Below are 13,662 nucleotides of genomic sequence, written 5' to 3' on the forward strand. Positions count from 1 at the left end.
GGCGCGGTGACCTCGATGCCGGTTTTGGAGCGCGCCGCGGCGGCGAAAATCGCCAGCAGCAGATCGGTCTGTCCATGGCCGGCCAACCCGGCAAGGCCGATAATCTCGCCAGCATGCGCCACAAGTTCGTTGCCGTCCTCTTGGCGCGCTGGGCGGGCCCGGACCCGCAACGGGCCGGTCTCCGGCTTTTGGGTCGCGATCTCGGCCGCTATCTTCTCACGCGCTTCCGCCCCACCCATGGTCGTCACCAGCCTGTCGCGATCGAAAACCTTCGCCGCATCTGACGCAACGACCTTGCCGTCGCGCATCACCACGATGCGGTCGGCATGCTGCAGCACCTCGCCCAGAACATGCGAGATCAGGATGCAGCTCCGGCCAGTTGCGACAAAGTGCCGGACGAAAGCCAGCAACTGGCCGGCCGTATGCGCGTCGAGCGAGGACGTCGGCTCGTCGAGGATCACCAGCTCGAGCGGATCCTGCGTCACCGTGAAGGCACGCGCCACCTCGACCATCTGCCGCCTGCCGATGGAAAGGTCGCTGGCGATGTCGGAGCCGGAGATGCTGTGGCCCGGAAATATCTCGTCGAGCTTGGCCGCGATCAGATCGGCCGCCTTGCGCCGCCAACCGAGGCCGCGCAGCGCCGGGTGGTTGATACGCGTGTTCTCGGCGACGCTGAGGTTCGGGCAGAGCGAGAGTTCCTGGAATACGCAGCGTATGCCGAGCTGTTGCGAGCGCGGCACCGAATAATTGTCCTGGACATGGCCGCGCACCGCGATCCGCCCGCTGTCGGGCACGAGTGTGCCCGCCACCATATGCATGAGCGTCGACTTGCCCGCGCCATTATGGCCGACGAGGCCGACGCACTCGCCGGCGCCAACGTGGAAATCGACGCCGGCGAGCGCCCTGACGGCGCCGAAATGTTTTTCGGCTCCGTCCAGTCTGATGATGTCCATATTGGAGGCGCCGAAACGTTTTTCGGCGCCGTTCAGTCCGACGATGTCTGTGTTATCCTCGGGCATCCCTAGCGATGTCCAGTTAGCAATGCAGCTGACAACGTGCCACGCTCACTTGATGTTGGCTTTGATCGCCGCGATGGCGTCTTCCTGCGTGTATTCGTGGCTGGCCACACCACCCTTGGGGATTTTCGGCAGCGCGGCCTCGAAAGTATCCTGGGTGAAGGCGAGGTATGGCACCAAGAGATCATGTGGCACATCCGTGCGGCCGTCGAGCACCTGTTGCGCCACCCAGAAGGCCAGCGACGATACGCCTGGCGCAATGGATGCCGACCAGGTCTGGTAGCCGTCCTTGTCCTTCTGTTCCTTCCACCATTGCAGCTCATCCTGACGATTGCCCATGATGATGGTCGGGCGCGGTTTGCCGGCGGCGGCAAAGGCTTGTGCCGCGCCATAGCCGTCGCCGCCCTGATCGACGACGCCGACGATTTCCGGCAGCGACGGCAGGATTGTCGCGACAGCCTTCTGTGCTGTGGTCTGATCCCAGTCGCCGGTCACCGAACCGACGATCTTGAACTTGGGATGAGCGGCGACGCCTTCCAGAATCCCGGCATGGATGGCGTCATCGATCGACGTGCCGGCAAGGCCGCGGATTTCCAGCAGATTGCCGCCCTCGGGATGGAACTTGGCCATCTGCTCGACTTCCTGCCTGCCCATGTCCTTGAAGTCGACGACCACGCGATAAGCGCAGGGCTCGGTAACGATGCCGTCAAAGGAGACGACGACGATGCCGGCATCGCAGGCCTGCTTGATGGCGCCGTTGAGCGCGTCCGGCGAGGCGGCGTTGATGACGATGGCGTCATAGCCTTGCAGGATCAGGTTCTGCACCTGGGCCGCCTGGGTCGGCACTTCCTTGTCGGCCGTCGTGAAGATGTCCGCGGCTGCCACCACCCCGTCGGCGACCGCCTTCTTGGTGACGATGGCATAGCTGTTGAGCATCGCCTGTCGCCACGAATTACCGGCATAATTGTTGGAAAAGGCGATCTTCTTGTCGCTGGTGTCGGCAAGCGCGTTACCTGACGCGAGCATCGCCGCAAGGGCACTCAAGACGAGTATCTTCTTCATGTGGTATCCTCCCATGGATTGCTGATTGCTGTTGGCGGCTGGTGGCTGTTATGACGACCCTCGTTTCAATATTGTCAGACAAATTTAGATGGGCGCACTTGTCAACAGCGATCGGTGACGGTTTGACGATCAACTTGCGGTGCAATGATTGAAAAGGCTTCGGCTCCTGGTCTAGGGGTGGGGCAGGAGACCGAAATCGAGATGGCAGTGACGCCGACTGATGCGCTGGGCGCACCCGGAATTCCGGCGCGCTGGACGTCAAGCGCCAAGAGCGGCGTCGGAACCGCGCTTTCTCGGGCCTGCCCTATCTGGTTCACGATCAGCCACGGCATTCTCAACGAGGTCTATTATCCCAGCCTCGACAGCGCCTGCACCCGCGACATGGGGCTGGTCGTCACCGGCCTCGGCGGCTATTTCTCGGAAGAAAAGCGCGATGCCGTGCACAGCACTGAGCCGTTCGAGGATGGAGTGCCCGCCTACTGGCTGGTCAACACCGCCGCTGACGACACCTACCGGATCGAAAAGCGTATCATCACGGATACGGAACGTCCCGTTTTGCTGCAGGAAATCAGCTTCACGCTGCTGAGAGGCCCGGTTGCCGACCACCGCGTCTACGCACTGCTGGCACCGCACCTGGTCAACGCCGGCATGGGCAACACCGCCTGGGTCGGCGACTACGAGGGAAGGCCTGTCCTGTTTGCGTCCGGGCGTCGCGTCTGCCTGGCGCTCGCCTCGTCGCTGCCCTGGGGAGCATGCTCGGCCGGCTATGTCGGTGTCTCCGACGGATGGCAGCAACTGCGTCGTGACGGCCGGCTCGACCCGGCCTGCCGAAGGGCCGAAGACGGCAATGTCGCGCTGACCGGAGAGATCGGCTTTTCGGCTGTGAACCCAAAGGCCTTGCTGGCCCTGGGTTTCGGAACGACGCCGCAAGAGGCGGCGGAAAATGCCTCGGCCAGCCTGAAGCAGGGTTTTGAGCCCGCAGCCCAATCCTATGTCAAGAAATGGCGGGATTGGCAGGCTGGCTTGCTGCCGCTGGACCGGCATGTAGCAGGGATCAACACCTTTCGCGTCAGCACAGCGGTTCTGGCGACGCACCGGTCGTCCGACGGAGCAGCAGTCGCCAGCCTGTCGATCCCATGGGGCTTCAGCATAGGCGACGACGATCTCGGCGGTTATCATCTGGTCTGGCCGCGCGATCTGGTCGAAACCGCGGGCGGTTTCCTGGCCGCCGGCGATCCGGCGCAAGCGCTTGAGATCCTCGCCTATCTCCGCTCTATCCAGCAGCCGGATGGGCATTGGCCGCAGAACGCCTGGCTCGACGGATCAGCCTATTGGCCCGGCATCCAGATGGACGAATGCGCCTTTCCATTGCTGCTCGCCGACGCGCTCCGCCGCGCAGGGCACCTGGCGGACGCCGCGTTGCTCTCCTTCATGCCGATGATCGAGCGCGCCGCTTCCTATGTCGTGCGCAACGGTCCGGTCACCGGCGAAGACCGCTGGGAAGAGGATGCCGGCTACAGTCCGTTCACGCTCGCCGTCGAGATCGCAGCACTGCTCGCCGCGGCCGACATGTTCGACGTTTGCGGCAAAGAAGAGCCGGCAAACTATTTGCGTGAAACCGCCGATGTCTGGAACGACCAGATCGAGCGCTGGACCTATGTCACCGGCACTCCACTCGGCGAAGAGGTCGGCGTCGCGGGCTACTACGTCCGCATCGCGCCGCCCGACACCGCCGGCGCGGCGTCGCCGAAGGACGGCTATGTGCCGATCAAGAACCGGCCGCCCGGCGATACCGACCGGCCGGCCGAGGCGATCGTCAGCCCGGATGCGCTGGCGCTTGTCCGCTTCGGCCTCAGGGCTGCCGGCGATCCGCGCATCGTCGACACCGTCAAGGTCATCGATGCGCGGCTGCGTTGCGACCTGCCGCGGGGGCCCGTCTGGTATCGCTATATCGGCGACGGCTATGGCGAACATACCGACGGCGCGCCGTTCGACGGGACCGGCCAGGGCCGGCCCTGGCCGCTGCTGGTCGGCGAGCGCGCCCATTACGAACTGGCGGCGGGCCGCGAGGACAAAGCAGCGAGCCTGCTGAAGACGTTTGAAGGCTCGGCCGGGGCTGGCGGCCTGCTGCCGGAGCAGGTCTGGGATGGTCCCGACATGCCGGAACGCGAGCTGTGGCACGGCCGACCGTCGGGCAGCGCCATGCCGCTGGTCTGGGCGCATTCGGAGCACATCAAGCTGCTGCGTTCGCTCAGTGACGGCGCGGTCTTCGACATACCGCCGCAAGGCGTGAGGCGCTACATCGAGGACAGTACCGTGGCGCCGCGACGGACATGGCGCTTCAACCACAAAGTCCGCACTATGCCCGCCGGCAAGCTGCTGCGCGTCGAGCTGCTGGCGCGGGCGGTGGTGCATTGGAGCAGCGACGATTGGGCGACCGCCCATGATACCGCGACGATCGAGAATGCCTTCGGCATCCATTTTACGGACCTGCCCGTTGCCGATGCTTCGCCGGGCAATACGATCGTCTTTACTTTTTTCTGGTCCGATGCCGGCCGTTGGGAGAATGTCGACTTTTCCGTCGGCATCGGCGAGCCGGACTAGAGCATGATCCCGAACCGAAGGTCAGCGTAGCAACAAGTGGAAACCGGTTTCGGAAAAGATCATGCTCCAACGACAGAGCCAGTAGATCTTCTATCCCTCAAGAACCAGGACGAGAAACATGCAGATCGGAATGATGGGACTGGGCAGGATGGGCGCCAACATGGTGCGGCGCCTGCTGCGCGATGGCCACGAGTGCGTGGTCTACGACATCAACCCGGCCAGCGTTGCAGCCCTTGTGACGGCTGGCGCGATCGGAGCGGCTTCGATGGAGGAGTTCGTCGGCAAGCTGACCAAGCCGCGCACCGCCTGGCTGATGCTACCAGCGGCGATCACCAGCCGGATCGTCGACCTGGTCGCCGACCTTATGGAGCCGGGCGACATCATCGTCGACGGCGGCAATTCCTATTATCACGAGGCTGTCGACCATGCAGCCCGCCTGGCATTGAAAGGCCTGAACTATGTCGATGTCGGCACCAGCGGCGGCGTCTGGGGCCTCGAACGCGGCTATTGCCTGATGATCGGCGGCCCTGACAGCGCGGTCCAGCATCTCGACCCGGTCTTCGCCACCCTGGCGCCGGGCGCCGACGCCGGGGGGCCAGCCCCTGGGAAGGCTGCAGGAACCGCCCCCTTCGGCTATCTCCACTGCGGACCGAGCGGCGCCGGCCATTTCGTCAAGATGGTCCACAACGGCATCGAGTACGGCGTCATGGCCGCCTATGCCGAGGGCATGAACATCCTGAAGTCGGCAAATGCGGGCAAGAGACAGCGGACGGCCGACGCTGAAACCAGTCCATTGGAAAACCCGCAATACTATCAGTTCGACATCGATATCGCAGAGGTGGCCGAGGTCTGGCGGCATGGCAGCGTCATCGGCTCCTGGCTGCTCGACCTCACGGCCGGCGCGTTGAAGGCCGACTCGGCGCTGACGCAGTTCGGCGGACGAGTCTCGGATTCAGGCGAAGGCCGCTGGACCTTGAAGGCGGCGATCGACACCGGCGTGCCGGCGCCGGTTCTGTCCTCGGCCCTGTTCGACCGCTTCTCCTCGCAAGGCGAATCCGAATTCGCCGACAAGCTGCTGTCCGCCATGCGCTATGCCTTTGGCGGCCATGTCGAAAAGCCGAAGACCGGCTCGTGACAGGGAAGGCACGCTCATGAACCAGGAACGGTCCGACACGCTGGTGCTTTTCGGGGCGACCGGCGATCTCGCCCACAAGAAGATATTCCCGGCACTTTACACCATGGTCGCCAAGGGAACGTTGACCGAGCCGGTGATCGGCGTCGCTTTCGACGCCTGGGACGTGAAGCAGTTGCAGGCGCGCGCCCGCGACGGCATCGTCAAGGCCAACGGCAAGGTCGACGAAAAGATCTTCGCGAAACTTGCGTCGCTGCTTCGTTATGTCAGCGGCGACTACCGTAGCGCCGCGACCTTCGAGAAGCTGAAAAGCGCGCTGGGAACCGCACAGCACCCGCTGCATTATCTGGCGGTGCCGCCGACCATGTTCGAGACGGTCATCCAGGGGCTGGAACAATCGAGCGCGGCCCAGGGCGCGCGCCTGATGGTGGAAAAGCCTTTCGGCCACGATCTGCAATCGGCGCGCTGGCTGAACCGGGTCCTGCACCTGGTATTCGAAGAGCAGTCGATCTTTCGCATCGACCATTATCTCGGCAAGGAGGCGATCCAGAACCTGCTCTATTTTCGCTTCGCCAATTCTTTTCTCGAGCCGATCTGGAACCGCAATTTCGTCGAGAGCGTGCAGATCACCATGGCCGAGGATTTCGGCGTCGAAGGCCGCGGCCGCTTCTATGACGAGGTCGGCTGCATCCGCGACGTCATCGAGAACCATCTGCTCAACATCCTGCTGCTGCTTGCCATGGAGCCGCCCGTTGGCCGCTCGGCCGACGATCTGATCGACGAGAAGGTGCAGGTGCTGCGGGCGATCCGGACGCTGACCAAGGACGATGTCGTGCGCGGCCAATTCAAGGGCTATCTCCGCGAGCCGGGCGTCGCGCCGAATTCGCCGGTCGAGACCTTTGCGGCGGTGCGGTTTTTCGTCGACACCTGGCGCTGGCAGGACGTGCCCTTTTTCATCCGCGCCGGCAAATCAATGCCGGTCCACGCCACTGAGGTCATCGTCCGGCTGAAGCGGCCGCCGCTTAATGTCTTCGACCCGATCAAGCCCGACGATGCCAACTACGTGCGCTTCCGCATCGACCCGCAGGTGGCGATCTCGATCGGCGCCCAGCGCAAGGCTGCCGGTGACGACATGATCGGCGAGCAGGTCGAACTCACCGCGCTCGACGACAGCAAGGGCGACATGCCGCCCTATGAGCGGCTGATCGGCGACGCGATGAACGGCAACGGCCAGTTGTTCACCCGCCAGGACGCCAGCGAACTCGCCTGGCGAATCGTCGGCCCGGTGCTCGGCGACACCACGCCGCCTCATCCCTATGAGCCGGGGACATGGGGGCCCGCCGATGCGATGGCCGGGTTCGGACCGCCGAACGGCTGGATCAATCCGGCGAAGTGAACTCGAGAGGCGACGCAATGGCCAAAGCGGCGAAAAAACCTGCACGGGACAGCGAGAAGATCGTACTTGCGATCGATATTGGCGGCTCCCATGTCAAGATCCTCACCAGCGCCGGCGGCGAGGAGCGCAGAACAGATTCCGGACCCGGCCTGACGCCGCAGCAGATGATCGCGGCCGTGCAGACGCTCGCCGACGGTTTGCCCTACGACGTCATCTCGATGGGTTATCCCGGCCCGGTGCACCACAACAGGCCGCTGACCGACCCCGCCAATCTCGGCAAGGGCTGGGTCGGATGCGACTTCGCAGCGCAGTTTCGCAAGCCGGTAAAGGTGGTCAACGACGCGCTGATGCAGGCCGTCGGCAGTTACGAAGGCCGGCGGATGCTGTTCCTCGGCCTCGGAACGGGGCTCGGTGCTGCGATGATTGTCGACAATGTCGCCCAGCCGATGGAACTCGCGCATCTTCCCTACAAGAAGGGCGGCAGTTTCGAGGATTATGTCGGCGAACGCGGCCTTGAAAAGCGCGGCAAGAAGAAATGGCGCAAACACGTGTTCGACGTCGTCGAGCGGCTGCGCGCCGCCATGCAGCCTGACTATGTGGTCATCGGCGGCGGCAATGTCGACAAACTGGACGAATTGCCTGCCGGTTGCAGGCGCGGCGACAACACACGCGCCTTCGAAGGTGGATTTCGACTGTGGCGCGACAAATCCCTGATTGTCTGATATTATGGGGGTTTAGGGCCAGACCTGTTGATCTGGCCCACCCGTTAGTATTGTTATTCAAAATAATGTGTGGCGTGGTGCGCCGTCATTGCGTTGCGCAGATTTGCCGACTAGGAATTCTGCGACCCCACTAACGGAGAAAATAGATTGACCGACGACAGCAACAAAGCCCGCAAGGACATCGACCTTCTCGAGCTGACCGCTCACATCGTGTCCGCTTACGTCGAGAAGAACCGCTTGCCCGCTTCCGGCCTCGGCGATCTCATCGCCAGCGTCAGCGCGTCGATAGGTGGGCTCGGACAACCCGCCGCTCCGGTGGCAGCGCCGCTGATTCCGGCAGTCAATCCCAAGAAATCGGTGACGCCGGACTACATCATCTGCCTCGAAGACGGCAAGAAGTTCAAATCCCTGAAGCGCCATATCGGCGTTCATTTCGGGCTGACGCCGGATGCTTACCGCGCCAAATGGGGCTTGCCGGCCGACTATCCGATGGTTGCCCCCACCTACGCGGCCTCGCGCTCGCAGTTGGCGAAGGCGATCGGTCTTGGCCGCAAGGCCGCCCCGCCGGCGCCGGTCAAGAAGACCAGGAAGCCCAAGGCCACGGTCTGACACGTCATTCGAAGCCCGGCAAATGGAAGCCTCGAAGATTGGCGCGAAGGAACTCGACCTATGCGCCAAAATAACCTCTCCACCTCCGCCATTTACAATCAGCATGGTAGCGCGAAATCTTTGATCCAGAGCCGATTTTTGCGCGCGCCCCGCACCGAACTGCGCTAAAAGCGCTGTGGTCGGACCAGCGCCCCGCCGGCCGATACACAATCTCGCCGGGGCCATTCACAAATGACATCCGAATCCGATGCATCGCGCTATGCCGCCTTCCACCACAAACCCTTCCTGAGCTATTGGGCGGCGCGCTTCCTCTCCACATTCGCCACCCAGATCGTATCCGTCGCCGTCGGCTGGCAGGTGTACGACCTGACCCGCGATCCGTTCGATCTCGGGCTTGTCGGCATTGTCCAGTTCCTGCCTTCGCTACTGCTGGTGCTGGTCACCGGGGTGATCGCCGATCGTTTCGGACGCCGTCTGATCATGGCGCTGACGGTTCTGCTGGAGGCGATCTGCGCACTGGCCCTGTTGCTGCTGACGCTGCGCGGCCTTAGCGGGCCGGGCTTGATCTTCGGCGTGCTCGCCATGTTCGGCATCGCGCGCGCCTTCTTCGGACCGGCCGCGGCGTCGCTGTTCGCCAACCTCGTGCCGCCAGAGGATTTCGGCAACGCGATCGCCTGGAATTCGTCAGCCTGGCAGACAGCGACCATCGTCGGACCGGTCGCCGGCGGCCTGCTCTACGGGCTTTCGGCGGACGCGGCATACGGCACCGCAGCCGTTCTGATGTTTGTCGCCGCAGTGCTGGTCTTCAGCATCCCGAAGCCTGCCCAGCGCAGCGAGACCGACAGGCCGACGATGCAGACCCTGTTTGCCGGCTTCGGCTATATCTGGAACGAAAAGATCGTGCTCGGCGCCATTTCGCTCGATTTGTTCGCCGTGCTTTTGTCCGGCGCCACGGCACTGCTGCCGGTCTATGCGCGCGACATCCTCGAACTCGGCCCATGGGGCTTGGGACTGTTGCGTTCGGCGCCGGGGATCGGCGCCATCTGCGTTGCCATCTGGCTGGCCGGACATCCGATCCGCAATCATGCCGGCGTTGTCATGCTCGGCTTCGTCGCGCTGTTCGGCGCCTTTACCGTGCTGTTCGGCCTCTCCACAATCACCTGGCTGTCGATCGCAGCGCTCGCCTTGCTCGGCGCCACCGATATGTTCAGCGTCTACATCAGAGAGACGCTGATCCAGCTATGGACCCCGGACAAGGTTCGCGGCCGCGTCAACGCCGTCAATCAGGTTTTTGTCGGTGCCTCCAACGAGCTGGGCGAATTCCGTGCGGGCACCATGGCGGCATTGATCGGCACCGTGCCCGCGGTGGTGATTGGCGGCGTCGGCGCAGTCGTTATCGCCGGATTGTGGGCGCTGCTGTTCCCGCAGTTGCGCAAGGTGCGCCACCTCAACGGGCGAAACTGATCCGGGGCAAGCCGAATAACGCGGCAGCGAACCGCGGCATTCCCAACCAGAAACAGTCAGTTCTCCAGACCTTCGAGCAGCGTGAGGAGGGCGGCGTCCAGGGGATTTGGGCCGACTTTTTCGAGTTGGAACAAACCTTCCATGGTCAACATGGTGATGCCATGGACTTGCGCCCAACAGGCTGCCGCGCGACCCCGCACGTCGCGCTTGCGCAGCACGCCCTCGGCCTGGCCCCGCTCCAGCAATGCGATCACCACGCCAAACACAGCGAGCGCCCTCTCGCTCAGATGCACGTCCGCTGCCTTGCCGGCCTCCGCGCTGAACATGAGCCGGTAGAGACCCGGATTTGAGGTTCCAAACCGAACATAGGCCCGGCCGACGGCGAGAAATTCGTCCCGCCAGGAATTTGCCCCTCTTGGCTTTGCCGTCGTCATCGCCTCATGCAGCCTGTCCAATCCCAGCAGCGCCATTTCGGCAAGCAGGGCGGCCTTGTCCGGAAAGTGCTTGTAGGGAGCGGCATGGCTGACGCCGGCACGGCGCGCCACTTCCCTCAGAGTGAACTGCCAGCCCTTTTCCTCGTGCAGCATGGCCATGGCGGTCTCGATGATCGCGTACCTCAGATTTCCGTGGTGGTAGGGACGATCGGTGGCTTCTTGCATGCTGGCTCACAAAGTTATCATCAGAAACATTGTTGACATTGCCTACTTTCGGGCTTATGTCAATGCCTGGAAGTTAACGCTGTCAACATTGGAGCCTGCTATGAACACCGTTGCAAATGAAGTCGGAACCCGCCTCGCCCTTACTCATCAGCGCGCGCGATCGGCGCATCCTGCCCTCCCGGACCGGCCGAGAGCGGCACACTCCAAACGGAGCCTCGCGATGATCAACCTCATCGGTGGTGTGGTGGCATTCGGCCTGGCCGCGTCTCCGCTGCATGCCGGTGAGCTGTCGGCCATGGCGGGGGAGAGTATCCGTATCGGCGGCCTTCATGGCGTCCTCTACTACACCAACGACAATGACGGCTATCGGGTGATCGCGACGATGGCGGATGGTGAGGCCGGGGCTCCGGTGCGCTTCTCGGCCACCCTCGCCGAAGGGCAGTCGGCCACCATATCGGTGCCGGGAAAATTGGGCGAACCTGACCAAAGCCTCGAGGTGTCGCGCTCGGGCGACAAGCTTACCGTCACCGAGGTGGGATCGGTGTCCGACCAGAAAACTGGGGCCATTGCCGAGTAATGGCTTCACTAGGTCGCCGGGGCGTGCGCCACATCTCCATTTGTGCGCACGCCTGCAGCCGGTAATCCAGCACAAAGAAAGTGATTTCCATGAACAAGACCAATCTTGGCGTCGCCCTGGTGACGGGCGCATCCACCGGCATCGGCCACGCAACGGCCAAAGCCCTGCAGAATGCCGGCTTTCGCGTGTTCGGAACCAGCCGTCGCGCGGTCGCCGAACGGTCCGACGGCATTACCATGCTGACCTGCGACGTCACCGATGACGCGTCCGTGGCGAAACTGGTCGATGACGTTCTGGCCGAGGCCGGGCGTATTGATCTGCTCGTCAACAATGCCGGCATGGGTCTGCTTGGCGGCGCGGAGGAGTCCTCGATGGCCCAGGCTCAGTCGTTGTTCGACGTGAACGTCTTCGGCGTTTTCCGCGTGACCAACGCGGTGTTGCCGACAATGCGCCGCCAAGGAAAGGGCAGGATCGTCAATTTGAGCTCGGTGCAGGGGTTCATCCCAGCCCCCTATTTCGCGCTTTATGCGTCGACCAAACATGCCATTGAAGGCTATTCCGAATCGCTCGACCACGAACTGCGCCCGTTCGGAGTTCGCGTCGTGCTGGTCGAGCCCGCCTATACCCGTACGTTATTCGAAGACAATCTCGCCAGGCCGGATCAGTTGCTGGATATCTATGACTCTGCGCGCGCTGGCATGAATGTAGCCGTGCGGAAGGCGATGGAAAAAGGCGATGCGCCCGAAGTGGTAGCCAAGACCGTGTTGGCGGCTGCGACTGATCCCACTCCTAAGAGGCGCTATCCGGCGGGAAAAATGGCGCGCCAGGTCAGTTTCCTGCGCCGTTTCGTCCCGGCATCCGCATTCGACAAAAGCCTGCGTAAGCAGAACGGGCTGCCGGTCTGACGTCCACGTCAACGACTGCTGCTTCGGTCGAACCGGCAAACCACGGCAGGCTGCTGTCGCTCGGTTCACCGCTTCGGCAGGCAGACCTTGCCGTCCGGTGGGCTGACGAAACTCTTGGCGCATTGTCGGCTCCGTCGGTGGCGGGACTTGGAATCGGTGGCACGAATCCGGACACCTGAAGCCGCAGCGCCTCGTCCCCCAAAAACGGCGATACAAAATCAAATCAATAGTTTGCGTTTATAGACGCAAAACTAGATCAGGACAGCGCGGGCTTACCGAAGATCGTCTGAAGGAATTCGCCGAGCCAGCGCTTCAGATGCATGTCCCAGATTAGCCGGCCGCCGAGATGGTCGCGGCCGGGCTGCGCGCCGGGGAGTTCGAAGCGATGCGCGCCGCGAACGACCCAGCGCTGCATCATCGCCCTGGTCAATTCGCCATGGAACTGGATGCCCCAGGCATTGTCGCCATAACGAAAGGCCTGGTTGGGATAGGTTTCGGCCGTCGCCAGCAGCGTCGCGTCCCTCGGCAGCGAGAAGCCCTCGCGGTGAAACTGGTAGACCATCTCAGGCCAGCGCATCAGCTTCCTGCCATCCTCCGTCGCTTTCAGCGGATACCAGCCGATCTCGACCAGCCCCTCGCCATGCCCCTCGACCTTGCCGCCAAGATGTTTGACCAGCATCTGCGCGCCGAGGCAGATGCCGAGCAACGGCCGGTTCTCCCGGAGCGGAACTTTCAGCCAGTCGGTCTCGCGGCGGACGAAGTCGTCCTCGTCATTGGCGCTCATCGGTCCGCCGAACACAACGGTTCCGGCATGACCGTCCAGTGTTTCCGGCAAGGCGTCGCCGAGCGGCGGGCAGCGGAGATCGAGGTCGAACCCCTCTTCGATAAGCATGTGGCCGACGCGCCCGGGGCTCGAACTCTCCTGATGCAGCACGATCAGGATTTTTGGTCTCGGCCTCGGCGTGGATGGCATGGGTATCCTGTCTATTCGTCGCTCGACGTTCCAGTAGCACCCGGCGCTTCGGCGGCCGCCTTGCGGCGTGCCTCGACGCGGTCGTGGCGTTCGACATCCATCAGCTCGGCGACCCGCCAGACGATATTGTCCTCGAGTTCGTGCAATTCGCCATCGGCATAGACGATCTGCCACATCAGGCCGATGAAGGCTTTTCGCGCGTCCGGATCGAGCTGACGCTTCAAAACACTGGTGAAGGCGTAGAGGTCGATCGCCTCATTGTCGGCCCGCTCGCCGGCAGCGGCAAGCGCGTCGAGCTCGTCGCCGCTGATCGAATAGCTTTGCGCCAGCACCGCCTTGAACCGCTCCCATTCGGCATCCTGACGCACGCCGTCGGCACTCATCACATGGTAGAGAAGGGCGGACGCCGCAATGCGCGGATCATCGGCGTTGTTGCGGGCGCTGCCAGCTGCCGGCAGGTCCTTCAGAAACGACAGAACGCGTTCGAACATGTGATTCCTACTTCCCATCGGCCAAAACTATCAAGCTCAGCCGAATCAAAAC

Annotated in this window: 13 protein-coding genes; 8 read left to right on the forward strand and 5 right to left on the reverse strand. The window is 63.1% G+C overall.

Translation table 11 applies throughout. From position 1 onward, the window contains the following. Positions 1 to 1,019 (reverse strand): ATP-binding cassette domain-containing protein (locus EOA85_RS12225; protein ID WP_164759614.1); only part of this gene is annotated, 1,019 nt, incomplete at its 3' end. Positions 1,020 to 1,064: 45 nt separating this feature from the next. Continuing rightward, positions 1,065 to 2,078: a substrate-binding domain-containing protein gene (locus EOA85_RS12230; RefSeq protein WP_065007209.1), complete on the reverse strand. Its 1,014-nt coding sequence runs from the start codon at positions 2,076 to 2,078 to the stop codon at positions 1,065 to 1,067. Positions 2,079 to 2,279: 201 nt separating this feature from the next. Here EOA85_RS12230 and EOA85_RS12235 point away from each other — a divergent pair, with 201 nt between their 5' ends. The 6 genes from EOA85_RS12235 to EOA85_RS12260 all read left to right on the forward strand — a co-directional run bounded on the left by EOA85_RS12235 (position 2,280) and on the right by EOA85_RS12260 (position 10,005). Continuing rightward, positions 2,280 to 4,682, forward strand: coding sequence for a glucan 1,4-alpha-glucosidase (locus EOA85_RS12235; RefSeq protein WP_127209581.1), 2,403 nt, complete (start codon positions 2,280 to 2,282; stop codon positions 4,680 to 4,682). A gap of 118 nt (positions 4,683 to 4,800) precedes the next feature. Next, entirely contained in the window at positions 4,801 to 5,817 is a 1,017-nt protein-coding gene (gene gnd, locus EOA85_RS12240) for a phosphogluconate dehydrogenase (NAD(+)-dependent, decarboxylating) (RefSeq protein ID WP_127209582.1), read from the forward strand. Positions 5,818 to 5,833: 16 nt separating this feature from the next. After that, positions 5,834 to 7,210 carry a glucose-6-phosphate dehydrogenase gene (zwf, locus tag EOA85_RS12245; protein WP_127209583.1) on the forward strand — a complete coding sequence of 459 codons (1,377 nt, stop codon included), beginning with the start codon at positions 5,834 to 5,836 and terminating at the stop codon, positions 7,208 to 7,210. 17 nt (positions 7,211 to 7,227) lie between these two features. Next, entirely contained in the window at positions 7,228 to 7,932 is a 705-nt protein-coding gene (locus EOA85_RS12250) for an ROK family protein (protein WP_127209584.1), read from the forward strand. A gap of 147 nt (positions 7,933 to 8,079) precedes the next feature. After that, positions 8,080 to 8,541 (forward strand): MucR family transcriptional regulator, encoded by a 462-nt coding sequence (locus EOA85_RS12255; protein WP_029349266.1) that lies wholly within the window; start codon positions 8,080 to 8,082, stop codon positions 8,539 to 8,541. 231 nt (positions 8,542 to 8,772) lie between these two features. Continuing rightward, entirely contained in the window at positions 8,773 to 10,005 is a 1,233-nt protein-coding gene (locus EOA85_RS12260) for an MFS transporter (protein WP_127209585.1), read from the forward strand. Between the two features lie 56 nt (positions 10,006 to 10,061). On the opposite strand, the gene EOA85_RS12265 is transcribed toward EOA85_RS12260, so the two are convergent. Then, positions 10,062 to 10,664 (reverse strand): TetR/AcrR family transcriptional regulator, encoded by a 603-nt coding sequence (locus tag EOA85_RS12265; RefSeq protein WP_127209586.1) that lies wholly within the window; start codon positions 10,662 to 10,664, stop codon positions 10,062 to 10,064. Positions 10,665 to 10,884: 220 nt separating this feature from the next. On the opposite strand from EOA85_RS12265, the gene EOA85_RS12270 reads away from it, so the two are divergent. Then, positions 10,885 to 11,241: a hypothetical protein gene (locus EOA85_RS12270; protein ID WP_065007331.1), complete on the forward strand. Its 357-nt coding sequence runs from the start codon at positions 10,885 to 10,887 to the stop codon at positions 11,239 to 11,241. 89 nt (positions 11,242 to 11,330) lie between these two features. Beyond that, the gene (locus EOA85_RS12275) at positions 11,331 to 12,146 is read left to right on the forward strand and encodes an oxidoreductase (protein WP_127209587.1); all 816 of its coding nucleotides are present in this window, start codon (positions 11,331 to 11,333) and stop codon (positions 12,144 to 12,146) included. Positions 12,147 to 12,402: 256 nt separating this feature from the next. Here the strand turns inward: EOA85_RS12275 and EOA85_RS12280 are convergent, their stop codons facing one another. Further along, the gene (locus tag EOA85_RS12280; RefSeq protein ID WP_065007216.1) at positions 12,403 to 13,119 is read right to left on the reverse strand and encodes a glutamine amidotransferase; all 717 of its coding nucleotides are present in this window, start codon (positions 13,117 to 13,119) and stop codon (positions 12,403 to 12,405) included. Between the two features lie 11 nt (positions 13,120 to 13,130). After that, on the reverse strand, positions 13,131 to 13,610 hold the full coding sequence (locus EOA85_RS12285; RefSeq protein WP_127209588.1) for a TerB family tellurite resistance protein: 480 nt from the start codon (positions 13,608 to 13,610) through the stop codon (positions 13,131 to 13,133). Positions 13,611 to 13,662: the final 52 nt, after the last annotated feature.

It is taken from the genome of Mesorhizobium sp. M5C.F.Ca.IN.020.29.1.1 (genome assembly GCF_003997375.1).
Taxonomy (GTDB): Bacteria; Pseudomonadota; Alphaproteobacteria; order Rhizobiales; family Rhizobiaceae; genus Mesorhizobium; species Mesorhizobium wenxiniae.

Excerpts from the sequence above, each read along its gene's own strand:
- EOA85_RS12270 (WP_065007331.1), top strand. The coding sequence starts at position 10,885 with ATGATCAACCTCATCGGTGGTGTGGTGGCATTCGGCCTGGCCGCGTCT.
- EOA85_RS12230 (WP_065007209.1), bottom strand. The coding sequence starts at position 2,078 with ATGAAGAAGATACTCGTCTTGAGTGCCCTTGCGGCGATGCTCGCGTCA.
- zwf (WP_127209583.1), top strand. The coding sequence starts at position 5,834 with ATGAACCAGGAACGGTCCGACACGCTGGTGCTTTTCGGGGCGACCGGC.
- EOA85_RS12235 (WP_127209581.1), top strand. The coding sequence starts at position 2,280 with ATGGCAGTGACGCCGACTGATGCGCTGGGCGCACCCGGAATTCCGGCG.
- gnd (WP_127209582.1), top strand. The coding sequence starts at position 4,801 with ATGCAGATCGGAATGATGGGACTGGGCAGGATGGGCGCCAACATGGTG.
- EOA85_RS12275 (WP_127209587.1), top strand. The coding sequence starts at position 11,331 with ATGAACAAGACCAATCTTGGCGTCGCCCTGGTGACGGGCGCATCCACC.
- EOA85_RS12250 (WP_127209584.1), top strand. The coding sequence starts at position 7,228 with ATGGCCAAAGCGGCGAAAAAACCTGCACGGGACAGCGAGAAGATCGTA.
- EOA85_RS12280 (WP_065007216.1), bottom strand. The coding sequence starts at position 13,119 with ATGCCATCCACGCCGAGGCCGAGACCAAAAATCCTGATCGTGCTGCAT.
- EOA85_RS12285 (WP_127209588.1), bottom strand. The coding sequence starts at position 13,610 with ATGTTCGAACGCGTTCTGTCGTTTCTGAAGGACCTGCCGGCAGCTGGC.
- EOA85_RS12260 (WP_127209585.1), top strand. The coding sequence starts at position 8,773 with ATGACATCCGAATCCGATGCATCGCGCTATGCCGCCTTCCACCACAAA.
- EOA85_RS12265 (WP_127209586.1), bottom strand. The coding sequence starts at position 10,664 with ATGCAAGAAGCCACCGATCGTCCCTACCACCACGGAAATCTGAGGTAC.